16 protein-coding genes and 1 pseudogene are annotated in these 13,998 nt (G+C 66.7%); 7 read left to right on the forward strand and 10 right to left on the reverse strand.

The window, feature by feature from the left end:
• Together Q0Z44_RS16835 and cysE are read left to right on the forward strand one after the other, a co-directional pair.
• Positions 1–334: pseudogene (locus tag Q0Z44_RS16835) on the forward strand (RNA methyltransferase); the annotation flags it as partial.
• A 70-nt stretch (positions 335–404) separates the two neighbouring features.
• Positions 405–1,202, forward strand: a complete 798-nt coding sequence (gene cysE, locus Q0Z44_RS16840) for a serine O-acetyltransferase (protein WP_298014947.1) — start codon at positions 405–407, stop codon at positions 1,200–1,202.
• Positions 1,203–1,290: 88 nt separating this feature from the next.
• On the opposite strand, the gene Q0Z44_RS16845 is transcribed toward cysE, so the two are convergent.
• Positions 1,291–2,061, reverse strand: a complete 771-nt coding sequence (locus tag Q0Z44_RS16845) for an SDR family oxidoreductase (RefSeq protein ID WP_298014918.1) — start codon at positions 2,059–2,061, stop codon at positions 1,291–1,293.
• Between the two features lie 26 nt (positions 2,062–2,087).
• Positions 2,088–3,161 carry a phosphotransferase family protein gene (locus tag Q0Z44_RS16850; RefSeq protein WP_298014921.1) on the reverse strand — a complete coding sequence of 358 codons (1,074 nt, stop codon included), beginning with the start codon at positions 3,159–3,161 and terminating at the stop codon, positions 2,088–2,090.
• Positions 3,162–3,252: 91 nt separating this feature from the next.
• On the opposite strand from Q0Z44_RS16850, the gene Q0Z44_RS16855 reads away from it, so the two are divergent.
• On the forward strand, positions 3,253–4,233 hold the full coding sequence (locus Q0Z44_RS16855; RefSeq protein WP_298014923.1) for a LysR family transcriptional regulator: 981 nt from the start codon (positions 3,253–3,255) through the stop codon (positions 4,231–4,233).
• Here Q0Z44_RS16855 and Q0Z44_RS16860 read toward each other — a convergent pair.
• From Q0Z44_RS16860 to yjgA, 3 genes are all read right to left on the reverse strand, one after another.
• Positions 4,211–5,428 carry a hypothetical protein gene (locus Q0Z44_RS16860; protein WP_298014925.1) on the reverse strand — a complete coding sequence of 406 codons (1,218 nt, stop codon included), beginning with the start codon at positions 5,426–5,428 and terminating at the stop codon, positions 4,211–4,213. The genes Q0Z44_RS16855 and Q0Z44_RS16860 overlap by 23 nt on opposite strands.
• A 121-nt stretch (positions 5,429–5,549) precedes the next feature.
• Positions 5,550–6,167 (reverse strand): molybdopterin adenylyltransferase, encoded by a 618-nt coding sequence (gene mog, locus Q0Z44_RS16865; RefSeq protein WP_298014927.1) that lies wholly within the window; start codon positions 6,165–6,167, stop codon positions 5,550–5,552.
• A complete protein-coding gene (yjgA, locus tag Q0Z44_RS16870; RefSeq protein ID WP_298014929.1) occupies positions 6,164–6,772 on the reverse strand; it encodes a ribosome biogenesis factor YjgA in 609 nt (202 codons plus the stop codon). Before yjgA ends, mog begins: the two co-directional genes overlap by 4 nt.
• A gap of 42 nt (positions 6,773–6,814) precedes the next feature.
• Here yjgA and pmbA point away from each other — a divergent pair, with 42 nt between their 5' ends.
• The 4 genes from pmbA to Q0Z44_RS16890 all read left to right on the forward strand — a co-directional run bounded on the left by pmbA (position 6,815) and on the right by Q0Z44_RS16890 (position 10,335).
• On the forward strand, positions 6,815–8,221 hold the full coding sequence (gene pmbA / locus Q0Z44_RS16875) for a metalloprotease PmbA (RefSeq protein ID WP_298014931.1): 1,407 nt from the start codon (positions 6,815–6,817) through the stop codon (positions 8,219–8,221).
• Positions 8,222–8,338: 117 nt separating this feature from the next.
• Complete coding sequence (locus Q0Z44_RS16880; RefSeq protein ID WP_298014933.1) at positions 8,339–9,421, forward strand: TRAP transporter substrate-binding protein; 1,083 nt, start codon at positions 8,339–8,341, stop codon at positions 9,419–9,421.
• An 11-nt stretch (positions 9,422–9,432) separates the two neighbouring features.
• Entirely contained in the window at positions 9,433–9,744 is a 312-nt protein-coding gene (locus Q0Z44_RS16885) for a cupin domain-containing protein (RefSeq protein WP_298014935.1), read from the forward strand.
• 144 nt (positions 9,745–9,888) lie between these two features.
• Positions 9,889–10,335 carry a YbaN family protein gene (locus Q0Z44_RS16890; protein WP_298014937.1) on the forward strand — a complete coding sequence of 149 codons (447 nt, stop codon included), beginning with the start codon at positions 9,889–9,891 and terminating at the stop codon, positions 10,333–10,335.
• Here the strand turns inward: Q0Z44_RS16890 and Q0Z44_RS16895 are convergent.
• From Q0Z44_RS16895 to rpsU, 5 genes are all read right to left on the reverse strand, one after another.
• On the reverse strand, positions 10,284–11,804 hold the full coding sequence (locus tag Q0Z44_RS16895) for a TRAP transporter large permease subunit (protein ID WP_298014950.1): 1,521 nt from the start codon (positions 11,802–11,804) through the stop codon (positions 10,284–10,286). The genes Q0Z44_RS16890 and Q0Z44_RS16895 overlap by 52 nt on opposite strands.
• On the reverse strand, positions 11,804–12,337 hold the full coding sequence (locus Q0Z44_RS16900; RefSeq protein WP_298014939.1) for a TRAP transporter small permease subunit: 534 nt from the start codon (positions 12,335–12,337) through the stop codon (positions 11,804–11,806). The genes Q0Z44_RS16895 and Q0Z44_RS16900 overlap by 1 nt, the downstream gene beginning before the upstream one ends.
• A 93-nt stretch (positions 12,338–12,430) precedes the next feature.
• Positions 12,431–12,784 carry a TIGR01244 family sulfur transferase gene (locus Q0Z44_RS16905; RefSeq protein ID WP_109036709.1) on the reverse strand — a complete coding sequence of 118 codons (354 nt, stop codon included), beginning with the start codon at positions 12,782–12,784 and terminating at the stop codon, positions 12,431–12,433.
• Between the two features lie 35 nt (positions 12,785–12,819).
• Positions 12,820–13,269 (reverse strand): GatB/YqeY domain-containing protein, encoded by a 450-nt coding sequence (locus Q0Z44_RS16910; RefSeq protein WP_298014942.1) that lies wholly within the window; start codon positions 13,267–13,269, stop codon positions 12,820–12,822.
• A 138-nt stretch (positions 13,270–13,407) separates the two neighbouring features.
• Complete coding sequence (rpsU, locus tag Q0Z44_RS16915; protein ID WP_009551973.1) at positions 13,408–13,620, reverse strand: 30S ribosomal protein S21; 213 nt, start codon at positions 13,618–13,620, stop codon at positions 13,408–13,410.
• Between the last annotated feature and the right edge of the window lie 378 nt (positions 13,621–13,998).

The following is a 13,998-nucleotide window of genomic DNA, read 5'->3' on the forward strand; positions in this document are numbered from 1 at the left end:
CCACGCCGTGCTGCCCACCCCCACCAACCCGGACCCCGGCCCGCCCAACCTCCCACCGGCCGTGCCGTTGCTTTCCTTTGAATGGCGGCAGGCGTTGGGTGGATTCGGCGTGGCGCCACGCACGCCCGAGCCCGCACTGGCTTCCGGTCAGGCCGTTCAGGGTGTGCTCGACCACTGGGAGCAGGCGCTGACGGCCATCGGCTTTCTGGACCCCGCCGCGCCCAAGAAACTGATGCCGCGACTGAACCAGCTGCTCAACCGCGCCCAACTGCGTGAGGAGGAGATCCACATCCTGCGCGGCATCGCGAAGGCCATGCTCGACCGCCGCACCTGATCCACGCCGGGTTTTTGACCCCCGGCTACACTCGCCTGCCCTACTCGAAAAACGCATAAGCCTGTTCATGCTGTTTGCCCGACTCAGAGAAGACATCGCCTGCATCGTGGAGCGCGACCCCGCGGCCCGCTCCGCCTGGGAGGTGCTGACCTGTTATCCCGGCCTGCATGCATTGGCCCTGCACCGGCTGGCCCACCGGTGCTGGACGCGCGGCTTCAAGTGGCTGGGTCGCTGGATCTCGCATTGGGGCCGTTTCCTCACGGGCATCGAGATCCATCCCGGCGCGAAGATGGGCCGCCGGGTGTTCATCGACCACGGCATGGGCGTCGTGATCGGCGAGACCGCCGAGGTGGGCGACGATTGCACCATTTACCAGGGCGTGACGCTGGGCGGCACCTCGCTGTCGCGTGGAGCCAAGCGCCACCCCACGCTGGGCCGCGGTGTGATCGTCGGTGCCAACGCGCAGGTGCTCGGCGGCTTCACGGTGGGCGACGGGGCCCGCGTGGGCTCGAACGCCGTGGTGACCAAGCCGGTGCCACCGGGCGCCACGGCGGTGGGCAACCCGGCACGCATCATCGTGGCCAAGCAGACCCTGATGGACGAGAAGCAGGCAGAGCGCGAGGCCGTGGCCGCGCGCATGGGCTTCTCGGCCTATGGCGTGACGGAAGGCGATGACCCGCTCTCGCAAGCCCTGCGCGGTCTGATCGACAACGCGGCGGGCAACGGCCATCAGATCACCATGCTGTGGCAGGCCGTCGAGAAGCTGGCGCAATGTGCGCAGAGCGAGTCGGCACGCGACTGCATGCCGACCGACGCCCAGCGCACAGAGTGCTTCGACGCCGACAGCCTCAACCGCCTGGTCAAGTGACCCGGCCCCGCCGGGTCGCCACAACGACAAAGCCCGCCAATCGGCGGGCTTTTTTGCGCGTACGGCCCGAGGGCCGCATCCGGACGCGTCACGCCAGCAGGTAGCCGCCGTCCACGTTCAAGCAAGTGCCGGTCGTGTAGCTGGCCGCATCGGAGGCCAGGTACAGCGCCGCGCCGGCCATCTCCGACGGGTCGGCCACCCGGTTCATCGGCACGTGGGCCAGCACCGACTTGAGGATCATCTCGTTGCTGGTCAGCGCCGAGGCGAACTTGGTGTCGGTGGCACCGGGCAGGATGGCATTCACGCGCACCTTCATCGGCGCGCATTCCTTGGCGAAGGCGTGCGTCATCGAGATCACCGCGGCCTTGGTGATCGAGTAGATGCCCTGCGCCATGCCCGGGATCACGCCGTTGACCGAGGCGATGTTGACGATCGAGCCGCCGCCGTTCTTCGCCATCAGCTTCACGCCCTTCGAGCACATGAAGAAGTAGCCACGGATGTTGACGTCTACCGTCTTCTGGAAGGCGCCCGGGTCGGTGTCGGTAATGTGACCGAAGTACGGGTTGGCCGCCGCGTTGTTGACCAGGATGTCGAGGCGCCCGAACTGCTGTTCGATGGCGGCGAAGGTGGCGTCGATCTGATCGAGTTCGCCGACGTGACAGGCCAGCACGGAGGCCTTGCCGCCGGCTTCGCGGATGGACGCTGCCACGGCCTCACAGGGTTCGGCCTTGCGGCTCGAAATGATGACGTGGGCGCCGTGCGCAGCCAGCAGGCGGGCAATGGCCTCGCCGATGCCGCGGCTGGAGCCGGTCACGAGGGCGATCTTGCCGGTCAGATCGAAGGTGGCGGGTTGGCTCATCAGGTGATCCTCTTGGGTTGGGAGCCTCACAGCGACGAGGCTGCGATGATTTGCTGGCAGCGCTGCTCGAGGTAGCCCACGAACGGCCCGAACGTGGCGAACGTCGGGTTGCGCGCGTTGCCGGCCTTGAAGCGCTGGTAGATCTGCTGGGCGATGCCGGCCAGTCGGAACAGGCCGAACACCGTGTAGAAATCGAAGTTGTCGACGCTGATGCCGGTCTGCTCGCTGTAGTAGCGCACGACCTCGTCGCGCGTCAGCATGCCGGGCGCGTTGGTCGGCTGGCGACGCGAGCCCTTCATGAACATGTCGTCGTCGGCCTGCACCCAGTAGGCCAGCGCACTGCCGAGGTCCATCAGCGGGTCGCCCAGCGTGGCCATTTCCCAGTCCAGCACGCCGATCACCTTCAGCGGGTCGTTCTGATCGAGCACCACGTTGTCGAAGCGGAAGTCGTTGTGGATCAGGCGGATGGCCACTTCGTGCTTCGGCTGCTTCTCGGCCAGCCAGGCCATCACGGCTTCGAAATCGCCCACGTCGTCGGTGCGGGCCGCGCGGAAGCGCTTGCTCCAGCCCTCCACCTGACGGGCCACATAGCCCTCGCCCTTGCCCAGGTCGGCCAGGCCCGCCGCAGCCGGATCCAGCTTGTGCAGGTTGATCAGCGTGTCGAGCACGTTGATGCACAGCTGGCGGGTACGCTCCGGGGTCAGGCCCAGCTCGGGCGGCAGGTTCTGGCGCGGGATGACGCCCACCAGGCGCTCCATCACGTAGAACGGGGCACCGATCACCTCGGTGTCTTCGCAGATCGCGTAGACCTCGGGCACCGTCGGGTAGACGGGCTTGAGCTTGCGCATGATCGTGGCCTCACGCACCACGTCGTGCGCCGACTTGGCGATGTGACCGAACGGCGGCCGACGCAGGATCAGGTCCTTGTTGGCGTAGCGCAGCAGGTAGGTCAGGTTGGAAGCCCCACCCGGATACTGCTTGAGCTCTGGCGCGCCCTCGAGCGTCAGGCCCTGGCTCTGCAGCCAGGCGGTCACACGCGGCAGGTCGACTTCTTCGCCGGCACGCACCTGGCCTGCATCGTCGATCAAGGACTTCTCCATGGGCTTGTCTCCTTCGGTAGATGGCGCGGCAGTGTAGAAACGCACGGATAATGAATCAAGTGCATTCTTTGAATCTACAGGCATTCACACCGTGAATCTCGGCAAGATCGATCTGAACCTGTTTCTGGTGTTCGACGCCATCGTGCAGACAGGTTCCCTTACCGCCGCCGCGCGCGACCTGCACCTGAGCCAGCCCGCCGTGAGCCACGCGCTGGCCCGCCTGCGCGATGCACTGGGCGACCCCCTGTTCACCCGCCAGGGCCGCCGCATGTTGGCCACCCCGTATGCGCGCACGCTGACACCCGCGGTGCGGCAGGCACTCGCCACGCTCCAGGCCGGCATCAAGGGCCCGCAGCAGGGCTTCGAGCCGGCCGCCGCCGAGCGCAGCTTCACCTTGGGCATGCGCGACATCCTGGAGGCGCTCACTCTGCCCGGCTTGATGGCCCACATCCGCGAACACGCGCCCGGCGTCACGGTCAACAGCATCCAGGTGGAGCGCCACGACATTGCCGACGCGCTGCGCCAGGGCCGGGTCGATGCCGCCGTCGACATCGCGCTGCCCGTGTCGCCCGAGGTGAACCACACGCGGCTGGTGCTGGATCGGCTGGTGGTCGTCGCGCGCCGCGGGCACCCAGCCCTGCGGGGCGGTGCCCTGCATCTGGAAGATTACCTGGCCGGCACGCACGTGCTGGTGTCGGCACGACGGCAAGGGCTGGGGCTGGAAGATTTCGAGTTGAGCCGGCAAGGACTGCGCCGCCACATCGGCCTGCGCTGCCGGCATTACTTTGCGGCCTGTCGGGTGGTCAGCCAGACCGACATGCTGCTGACCATGCCGCAGCAGTACGCACGCGTGGCCAACCAGCATTTCGACAACACGCTGCACGACTTTCCGCTGAGCCCGGCCCAGCTCGACGCCCACCTGTACTGGCATGCGGCCATGGAAGACGACCCAGCCAACCAGTGGCTGCGCGCCCGCATCATTGCCGCGGTGCAGCACGAACTGACTCGTCTCGGTCTGCCGAACGCCGACGACGGCGCGCCACCCGTGATCAGCCCGCCAGACGTCGACTGAGCCAGCCGCTCGCCTTGCCGGCCCAGCCGGCACCCACGTCGGCTTCGCAACAGGTGGGCAGGTGCCAGAACAGGGGCCACGACAGGCACAGCACAAGCAACAGCACACCCCAGTTTGAGCGTTGCCACGGAAAACGCGGCTGCGACAGCGTGGCCATGGAAGGCGGCTCGTCGGCGAGTGGCAGGCGGCGCAATGCCCAAGCGAGCACCAGGGCCAGCGACACCAGGTGGACTTGAATGAAGCGCCCCCAGTCCTGCGCCAGCGCGAACAGCGGCAGGCTCCAGAGCACGCACGCCAGACTGGCCCAGGCCAGGCGGCCAACATGCTGCCCCGGATAGCGCCGCCACCACAACGCGACGGGCAGCGCCGCGCACACCAGGCTGACGGGGTACACGCGCACATAGTCGTAGTGGGTGACGGTGAGCCAGGTGTTGCGCAAGGCTCCCTCAAGATCCTGAATGGGCCACAGCACGATGCCCTGGCACAGGCTGGCCGAGTGCCCCGCGGCCAGCAGACTCGCGCAGAAGCCAGCCCCGTCCAGAGGGCGAGCCCAGAGCCACAGGGCGGCTGCCGCACCGACAGACGCCAGCAGCATCGCGGCCGCGGTCAGGCGCCACGCGCGGGGTGTCTGCCAGGACACGAAGGTGGCGACGCAGAAGTACGGCGCGTAGAACACCAGCATCTCGTGCGACAGCACGAGCAGGCCCGCCGAAGCGACGGCCAGCGTGGCAAGGACCGGATGCCAGATACGCCGATGCAAGCACCACACCACGGCGGCCAGCAAGGCGAAGTGCAACACCTCCTTGCGCGCCACCTCAGCCAGCGAGAAGTAAGGAAAGGCGAGCGCCGCCGGCGAGGCCAGCCACAGCAAGTACCACACCGGCTTGCATCGACGGGCCAGCACGGCGGCCAGCGCGATCAGCATGACGGCGTAGGCGATCGTGGCCATGACCGCAGCCCACACTGTCACCGGAACGTGGCTCCATCGCGCCAGCGGCCACAGCGCCGCCCCGATGGCGCCGCGGCGGGTGAAGCCCTGGCGGTAATCCAGCACCCAATCACCCAGCACGAAGCCGTTGTCGGCCCGCACGTGGTAGGCCAGCAGGGCACACCAGACGAGCAGCATGCCCACCATGAGCGTCACCACGGGCCACTGGCGTCCATCCCGGGCCCAGACCGCCCTGCCTTCCTCCATGCCCTCTCCCCTTTTTGATCTTCAAGGGCGATTCTGTGGAGGAGCAAGCCTGGAAAGAAAGGCCCCGTGCGGGGGGACTGTGCGTCCGTACGCCCCCAGACGGAGGGGGCGACGCACCGTGTCAGGCTGATGTACCCGGGACGGGCCGGCGCGCAGACTTCGGCCGGAAGGCGTCGCAGACGGCCGGGTCGGTCTCGATGTAGGGGCCACCGATGAGGTCGATGCAGTACGGCACCGCTGCGAAGATGCCGGGCACCACAGCGCGCCCTTCGGCGTCACGCAGGCCTTCCAGCGTTTCTGCGATCGACTTCGGCTGTCCGGGCAGGTTGAGGATCAGGGCCTGCTTGCGGATGACCGCCGTCTGCCGAGACAAGATGGCGGTCGGCACGAAGCGCAGGCTGATCTGGCGCATCTGCTCGCCAAAGCCGGGCATTTCCTTGTCGGCCACATCCAGTGTGGCCTCGGGGGTCACGTCCCGCGGGGCGGGCCCGGTGCCCCCGGTCGTCAGCACCAGATGGCAGCCTTCCACGTCCACCAACTCACGCAGCGTCTGCGCGATCAGGGCGCGCTCGTCGGCGATCAGGCGCGGCACCCAGGACACCGGGTTGCGCACGGCACGCCCCAGCCAGTCCTGCAGCGCCGGCAGGCCCTTGTCCTCGTAGACGCCGGTGCTCGCACGGTCGCTGACCGACACCACCCCGATGCGGACGGGTTCGAAAGCGGGCTTCGGGCTGCTCATACCTCGTCCGATTCGTCGCCGGCGTCAGACGACATCGAAGGGGCCTGCGGTTCGCCGGCATCCGCCATCATCGCGTGCTTGATGAACTGGAACAGCTCGCGGTAGGCCCGGCCATTGCGCTTTTCGGGCGCAGCAGCCTGATCCTTGCGCGCATTGCGGATCAGCGCACGCAGTTGCTGCACGTCGGTGTCGGGGTGCTCGGCCACCCAGCGGGTGACGACGTCCTTGTCTTCGCTCAGCAGCTCGGTGCGCCAGCGTTCGGCCTGGTGCAACTCCAGCGCATTGCGGGCGTGGCCCAGCTGGAACTCGGCCACGGCCTCGCGCAGCGGCTCGGCATCGACCTCGCGCATCACCTTGCCGATGAACTGCAGCTGACGCCGCTTGCCCTCGAAGGATCGCGTGGATTTGTAGTTGGCCAGCGCATCGCGCAACCGCTCGGGCATGGCGATGTCGTTCAGGCGGGCATCGGGCATCTCCAGCAGCTGCTTGCCCAGGGCCTGCAGATCGTGGCTCATGCGCTTGAGCGCGCTCTTGCTCGGACGGCCGCCGAACGGGTCGTCACCACCGTCCACGCCGTCGTCTTGATCAAAATGTTTCGGATTCATGTGGTCGCTATGATACGGGGGCCCTCTTCACCAGACCACAACATGGCCGCCAAGAACAGCACGTCCTCCTCCGGCAAGACCCCCGCTTTGCAGTCCAACGGCTTCGCCTACAGCCGCGAGCAATTCCAGCAGCTGATTGAAGACACGCTGGGGCTCGCCGGAAAGCTGGGCGCCACCGATGCCGCGGCCGAGGTCTCCGAAGGCATGGGCCTGTCGGTGTCGGTTCGAAAAGGCAAGCTCGAGAACGTCGAGCGCAACCGCGACAAGACCATCGGCGTGACCGTCTATGTGGGCCAGCGCCGCGGCAACGCCAGCACATCCGACTTCTCGCCGCAAGCGCTGGAGCAGACCGTGCGCGCCGCCTACGACATCGCACGCTACACCGCCGAGGATCCGGCCGCCGGCCTCCCTGATGCCGAAGACCTGGCCCTGGGCCGCGCCGCCAAGCGCGATCTGGACCTGTTCCACCCCTGGGCCATCGACGCCGAGGGCGCAGCCGAGCTGGCCCGGCGCTGCGAAGACGCTGCCCTGGTGGTCGACAAGCGCATCACCAACTCAGAAGGCGCAGGCGTTTCGGCGCAGCAGTCGCACTTCTTTGCCGGCAACACACGCGGCTTCCGCGGCGGCTATGCCAGCTCGCGCCATTCACTGTCGGTCTCGCCCATTGCCGGCCGCGGCAACGACATGCAGCGCGACTTCTGGTACACCTCCGAGCGCGATGCCCGCGACATGGCCAAGCCGGAGGCCGTGGGCCGCTATGCGGCCGAGCGCGCCCTCTCGCGCCTGAAGTCGCGCAAGATTGCCACCTGCGAAGTGCCCGTGCTGTTCGAGAGCACGCTGGCTGCCGGCCTGCTGGGCGCCTACGTGCAGGCCACCAGTGGCGGCGCGCTCTACCGCAAGGCCACCTTCCTGCTCGACAGCCTGGGCAAGCCGGTATTCCCCAAGCACATCGACATCATCGAAGACCCGCACATCCTCAAGGGCAAGGGCAGCGCCCCGTTCGATGACGAGGGCGTGCTCACGCGCAAGCGCCGCGTGGTGAAGGCCGGCGTCGCCCAGAGCTACTTCCTGTCGAGCTACTCGGCGCGCAAGCTCGGCATGAAAACCACCGGCCACGCCGGCGGTTCGCAGAACCTGGTGATGCAGAGCAAGCTCACGGCACCGAAGGACAACCTGAAGGCCATGCTCAAGAAGCTGGGCACTGGGCTGTTCGTGACCGAGCTGATGGGCCAGGGCGTGAACTACGTGACGGGCGACTACTCCCGCGGCGCAGCCGGCTACTGGGTCGAGAACGGCGTCATCCAGTTCCCCGTGCACGAGATCACCATCGCCGGCCACCTCGGCGAGATGTTCCAGCAAATCGTGGCCGTCGGCGCCGATGCCTACACTTACGGCAGCAAGACGGTCGGCTCGGTGCTGATCGAGAAGATGAAGATCGCAGGCCACTGAGCCGGACGCACCCTGCCTGCGGGTAAACACCGCCTTGCGGCCACGGGGCGGTGCATCGGGGCTCCCTAGAATCGCCTGAGTTGTCCTTCAGAAACGATTCACAGGAGCCCCTCTCACATGGAACGCCGCCGCTTCATCCACGGTGCCGGCCTCGCCGGCGTGCTGGCCGCTGGTGCCGCCCCCGCCATCGTTCACGCGCAGGCGAACGTGCGCTGGCGCCTGGCCTCCAGTTTTCCCAAGTCGCTCGACACCATCTACGGCGCTTCGGAAGTGTTCGCAAAGAAGGTGTCCGAGATGTCGGGCGGGAAGTTCCAGATCTCCGTGCATGCGGCCGGGGAGCTGATGCCCCCGTTCGGCGTGGTCGATGGCGTGCAGGCCGGCACGGTCGAGATGGCGCACACGGCGCCCTACTACTTCGTCGGCAAGGACGAGACCTTTGCCATTGGCTGCGCCATCCCGTTCGGTCTCAACTCTCGCCAGATGAGCGCATGGATGTTTGAAGGCAACGGCCTGACTCTGATGCGCGAGTTCTACGCCCGCTACAACATCGTCAACTTCCCCGGCGGCAACACCGGTGCACAGATGGGTGGCTGGTACCGCAAGCCGATCACCAGTCTGGCTGACATGAAAGGCCTGAAGATGCGCGTGGCCGGCTTTGCCGGCCGCGTGATGGAGCAGCTCGGCGTGGTGCCGCAGAACCTGCCCGGCGGCGAGATCTACCAGGCGCTGGAGAAGGGCACGATCGATGCCGCCGAATGGGTCGGGCCCTATGACGACCAGAAGCTGGGGTTCTACAAGGTCGCACCGAACTACCACTTCCCCGGCTGGTGGGAGGGCGGCCCGCAGCTCGACTTCTTCATCAACCAGAAGGCCTTCAACGGGCTGAGCGCCGACTACAAAGCCATGGTCGAAGTGGCCGCCTCGCACGCGCACGTCGAGATGCAGGCCCGCTACGACGCCCGCAACCCGCTGGCGCTCAAGCAGCTGGTGGCCGCCAAGACCAAGCTGGTGCAGATGCCCAAGCCCGTGCTGGACGCCGCCTTCAAGGCCACCATGGACATCTGCAACGACCTCAACAACAAGAACCCGGCTTGGAAGAAGGTCTACGCCGACTACAGCAAGTTCCGGGCGGACCAGAACCTGTGGTTCCGCTTCACCGAGGCCACGTTCGACCGCTACATGCAGGCGGCCAAGCTCTGACGCCGCCGAGCATGACGGCGCCCGGCAACCTCTTCGACGACGCAAACCCGCCTGCTCAGGGCGAGCGCTTCGACGTGTTGCTGGCGCAGCGCAACCTGGTGATCGAGCGCATCGTCAGCTCGGACGTCGTCACACCCACCACCTACACCCAGCCGCAGGACGAGTGGGTGGTGGTGCTCGAAGGCGAGGCCCGGCTCAGCGTGGCGGGCACCCCGCACAGGCTCCGGCGCGGCGACCACCTTTTCCTGCCGGCCGGGGTGCCGCACACGGTGGAACACACCGCCAACGGCACCGTGTGGCTGGCGGTACACCTGCCCCCCTGAGCCCCCTGCTCCGACCGATCCGAACGCGGCCAATTCACGGATACGGGGCGCACAAGGCGGAGCGTCAGCGCGGTCTTGTTGTGCTTCGGCCCCGGCAGCGCCATTTTTCGTGCAGACTGGTGGGGAGATTGAGGAGCGAAGGCCATGAACCCCGCCCAGGCACCGAACCGAACCGCTGAACGCCACTGGCAGACCGATTGGAGCCAGCCCGCCCTGGAGCGCACATGGCGCTCGGTCGGCATGTTGAGCATGGCCATCGGAGTGATCAACGCGTTCATCCCCCTGCTGCCCACCACGATCTTTCTCCTGATCGGTGTGTGGGCCTATGGCAAGGGCGATCCCGCCATGCGGGAGCGCCTGTTGAACCACCCGCGCTACGGTCGAAGCCTGCGGCTCTGGATCGAGAAACGCCAGATCACCCGCAAGGGCAAGGTGGCGGCTGTGGCCGGCATCGCGGCCAGCGGCGTCTTCACGGCACTTGTGCTTGGCCCTCATCCTGTGGTGTGGGCCGTCGCGATCGGCCTGGCCGGCCTAAGCGCTTACCTGGCCACTCGGTCGGAGCCCTCACCCGACGTGGCCGAAGCCGCCTGATCGACGGCGGGCACATCGAACGACGAGGGCGCTTCGGCGCCCTCTTGCGTTGCAGGCGCCTCGCCGGTGTCCTCGATCTGCATCTCTATCTTCACGTCATCGGTGTTCACCTTGGCATCCTTGTCCAGCCAGTAGGTCACCGACTGCGGCCAGAAGATGACCACCGCGACCAGCATCAACTGCATCACCACCCAGGGAATTGCCCCCAGGTAGATGTCGCGCGAAGCAATCGGCCGCGTGATGGCGCCGCTCTTGTGAATCTGATCTGCCACGCCCCGCAGGTAGAACAGCGCAAAGCCGAAAGGCGGGTGCATGAAGCTGGTCTGCATGTTGATGCACAGCATCACGCCGAACCACACCAGGTCGATGCCCATTTTCTCGGCCACCGGCGCGAGCAGCGGCACGATGATGAAGGCGATCTCGAAGAAGTCGAGGAAGAACGCGAGGAAGAACACGAAGATGTTCACCGCGATCAGGAAGCCGATGGGGCCGCCGGGCAGGTGCGACAGCATGTGCTCGATCCACACGTTGCCGTCAACGCCCTGGAACACCAGCGAGAACACGCTCGAACCGAGCAGGATGAAGATCACCATCACGGTAACCCGCATGGTTGAGTCCATGGCCTGCCAGATCAGCGTGGTGTTGAGCCGGCGGTGCAATGCCGCCAGCGCCATGGCGCCGAACGCGCCGAGCGCACCCGCTTCGGTCGGCGTGGCGAGGCCCATGAACAGCGTGCCCAGCACCAGGAAAATGAGCACCAGCGAAGGCACCATGCCCCACAGCACCTTGCGCCACAGCGGCCAGCCGCGCAGCGTGCGGGCGCTTTCGGGCAGCGGGGGCACCCATTGCGGGCGGAACACCGCCACAGCCAGGGTGAACAGCAGAAACAGCGCCGTCTGCAGCAGCGAGGGGCCGATGGCGCCCAGGTACATGTCGCCCACCGAACGGCCGAGCTGGTCGGCCAGCACGACGAGCACCAGCGAGGGCGGAATCAGCTGCGTGATCGTGCCCGATGCGGCAATGACGCCCGTGGCGTAGCGCATGTCGTAGCCATAGCGCACCATGATGGGCAGTGAGATCACCCCCATGGCGATGACGCTGGCGGCCACGGTGCCGGTGATGGCGCCGAGCACGGCCCCCACCAGGATCACGGCCACGCCGAGCCCGCCGGGACGGCCGCCGAACAGCTGGCCCGTGCCATCGAGCAGGTCTTCCGCCAGCCCGCAGCGCTCCAGCAAGGCGCCCATGAAGGTGAAAAACGGGATCGACAGCAGCAACTCGTTCGAGACGATGCCGAACAGACGCAGAGGCAGGTTCGACAGGAAGGCCTCGGGGAAGAAACCCTGCGAGATGGCGAAGGCCCCAAAGGCAAGGCCCAGACCCGCCAGCGTGAAGGCCACTGGAAAGCCCACCAGCATGGCCACCACCAGGGCACCGAACATGATGGGGGCGAGGTCCTGCATGGCGATCATTGCAGCGGCCTTTCGTAGTCGACACGCACGGCATCCGCATCACCGCGCAGGTAAGCCACGCGCTTGAACAGCTCGGCGACGCCCTGCAGGCCCAGCAGCACGAACCCGGCCGGGATGGCGGCCTTCACCGGCCACCGCAGCAAGCCCCCCGCACTGGGCGAGTGCTCGCCCTGCACATGGGACTCGACCACGAAGGGCCAGGCCAGCCACGCGGTGACCGCACACACGGGCAGCAGCACCAGGACCAGGCCGAACGTGTCGATCCAGGCCTTGGTGCGTGGAGAGCGGCCGCCGTACAGCACGTCCACGCGGACGTGCTCGTTGAGCTTGAGCAGCATGGGCGCGCCGGCAAACACGGACAGCCCGAACAGATACCACTGCGCCTCCAGCCAGGCGTTGGAGCCGATGCTGAATGCGTAGCGCAGCGTGGCGTTGCCGGCGCTGATGGCGCAGGCGAGCACCAGTGCCCAGGCGGCCAGCACGCCGAGGACGCGCGCCAGGCCGTCCATCAGGCGGATGTAGGTATGCATGCTTGGCTCCTCCTTGCCGGCGCAGCAAGGCCGGATCAGGTCGCCCCGATCGACGCCGGGGTCGGGGGTGGCCGCCTCAGGCGGCCTGGCGGCTCAGTCGCCGAGCGAGATGGCCTGCTGATACAGGCGGGACGAGCGTGCCCCGCTGCGGCAGAACATCAGCAACGGGCGCGGCAGCGTCTTCAGCAGCTCCGCGCACTGCGCAATCTCTTCGGGTGACTGGTAGCCCCCCTGCACCGGCAGGTGGGCGTAGGCCAGCCCGGCTGCTCGCGCAGCGGCTTCGATCATGGCACTGGTGGGCTGCTCGGGGCCGCCTTCGAAATCGGGGCGGTTGTTGAGCACGGCCTTGAAGCCCGCCTCGGCCGCCGCGGCCATGGCCTCGGGCGTCAGTTGTGGCGCCGCGTAGACATCTTCGGCGATGGGACTCAGCGAAACGGATTGGCTCATGATCGTTCCTTGCGTGGTGGAGTTGGCGGCGTGCCTCAGCCGGCCAGTGCGGCCTTGACGGCGGCCGACACCAGGCCCATGTCGGCCTGACCGGCCAGGCGCTGCTTCACAACGCCCATGACCTTGCCCATGTCGCCCGGGCCCGCAGCACCCATCTCGACCACGATCGCCTTCACGGCGGCGTGAATCTCGTCCGCGGTCAGGCGCTGCGGCAGGTAGGCCTCTAGCACGGTGATCTCGGCCTTTTCCTTGTCGGCCAGGTCGGCGCGGGCGGCGGCCTCGTACTGCTGGGCGGCGTCCTTGCGCTGCTTGATGAGCTTGTCGACGATGGACACCACCATGGCGTCGTCCAGCTCCACGCGGTCATCGACTTCCTTCTGCTTCATCGCGGCCAGCAGCATGCGGATGGTGCCGAGGCGATCGACTTCCTTGGCGCGCATGGCGGCTTTCATGTCGTCGGTGATGCGTTGCTTGAGGAGGCTCATGGTCGGGAATCCAGCGTACGGAAGAGAGGGAAATGACGGTCAGAAACAACAAAGCCTGCCTGGGCGTCCCCATGCAGGCTTGCTTGTCGCCCGGTGCGCCATGTCAGCGCATTGTGCGACAGGTGTCCAGGAAGCGGATCAGTACAGCTTCTTGGGCAGCTGCATGCTGCGCACGCGCTTGTAATGACGCTTGACGGCCGCGGCCTTCTTGCGCTTGCGCTCCGAGGTCGGCTTTTCATAGAACTCGCGGGCGCGCAGTTCGGTCAGCAGACCCAGCTTTTCGATGGTGCGCTTGAAGCGGCGCAGGGCAACGTCGAACGGCTCGTTTTCCTTGACACGGATGGTCGTCATTACAGATTCGCTTTCAATGTGAATGCATTCAACGGGGCTTGAACGTGGCCGCCAGCCGCCTGCCTTCTGATCGCCACACAAAACCCGGTGAAGGGTTCGCCTTGTTCAAGCCACCCGGGTCTGGTCCGTTTCCGGTTTCCGCGGATGGAAACGGATCTGACCTGCTCGGTGTGCACAGCAACGTCGAAAACAGCGCCTGCCGGCGGACTTCTTTGCAAACACGCACGAAGCCCCACCAACAAAGCCTGAGATTCTACCCCGAAAAAGGTTGACATGCCATATTGCGCTGGCACGCCGCTCAAAATTCGCTCACAGACGCCGGATACCCTGGCTCTCACGCAATCGCATGCGGGTGTCCGTGTCAGGCAGCGGCAAGAG

It is taken from the genome of uncultured Aquabacterium sp. (assembly GCF_947366995.1).
Taxonomy (GTDB): Bacteria; Pseudomonadota; Gammaproteobacteria; order Burkholderiales; family Burkholderiaceae_C; genus Aquabacterium.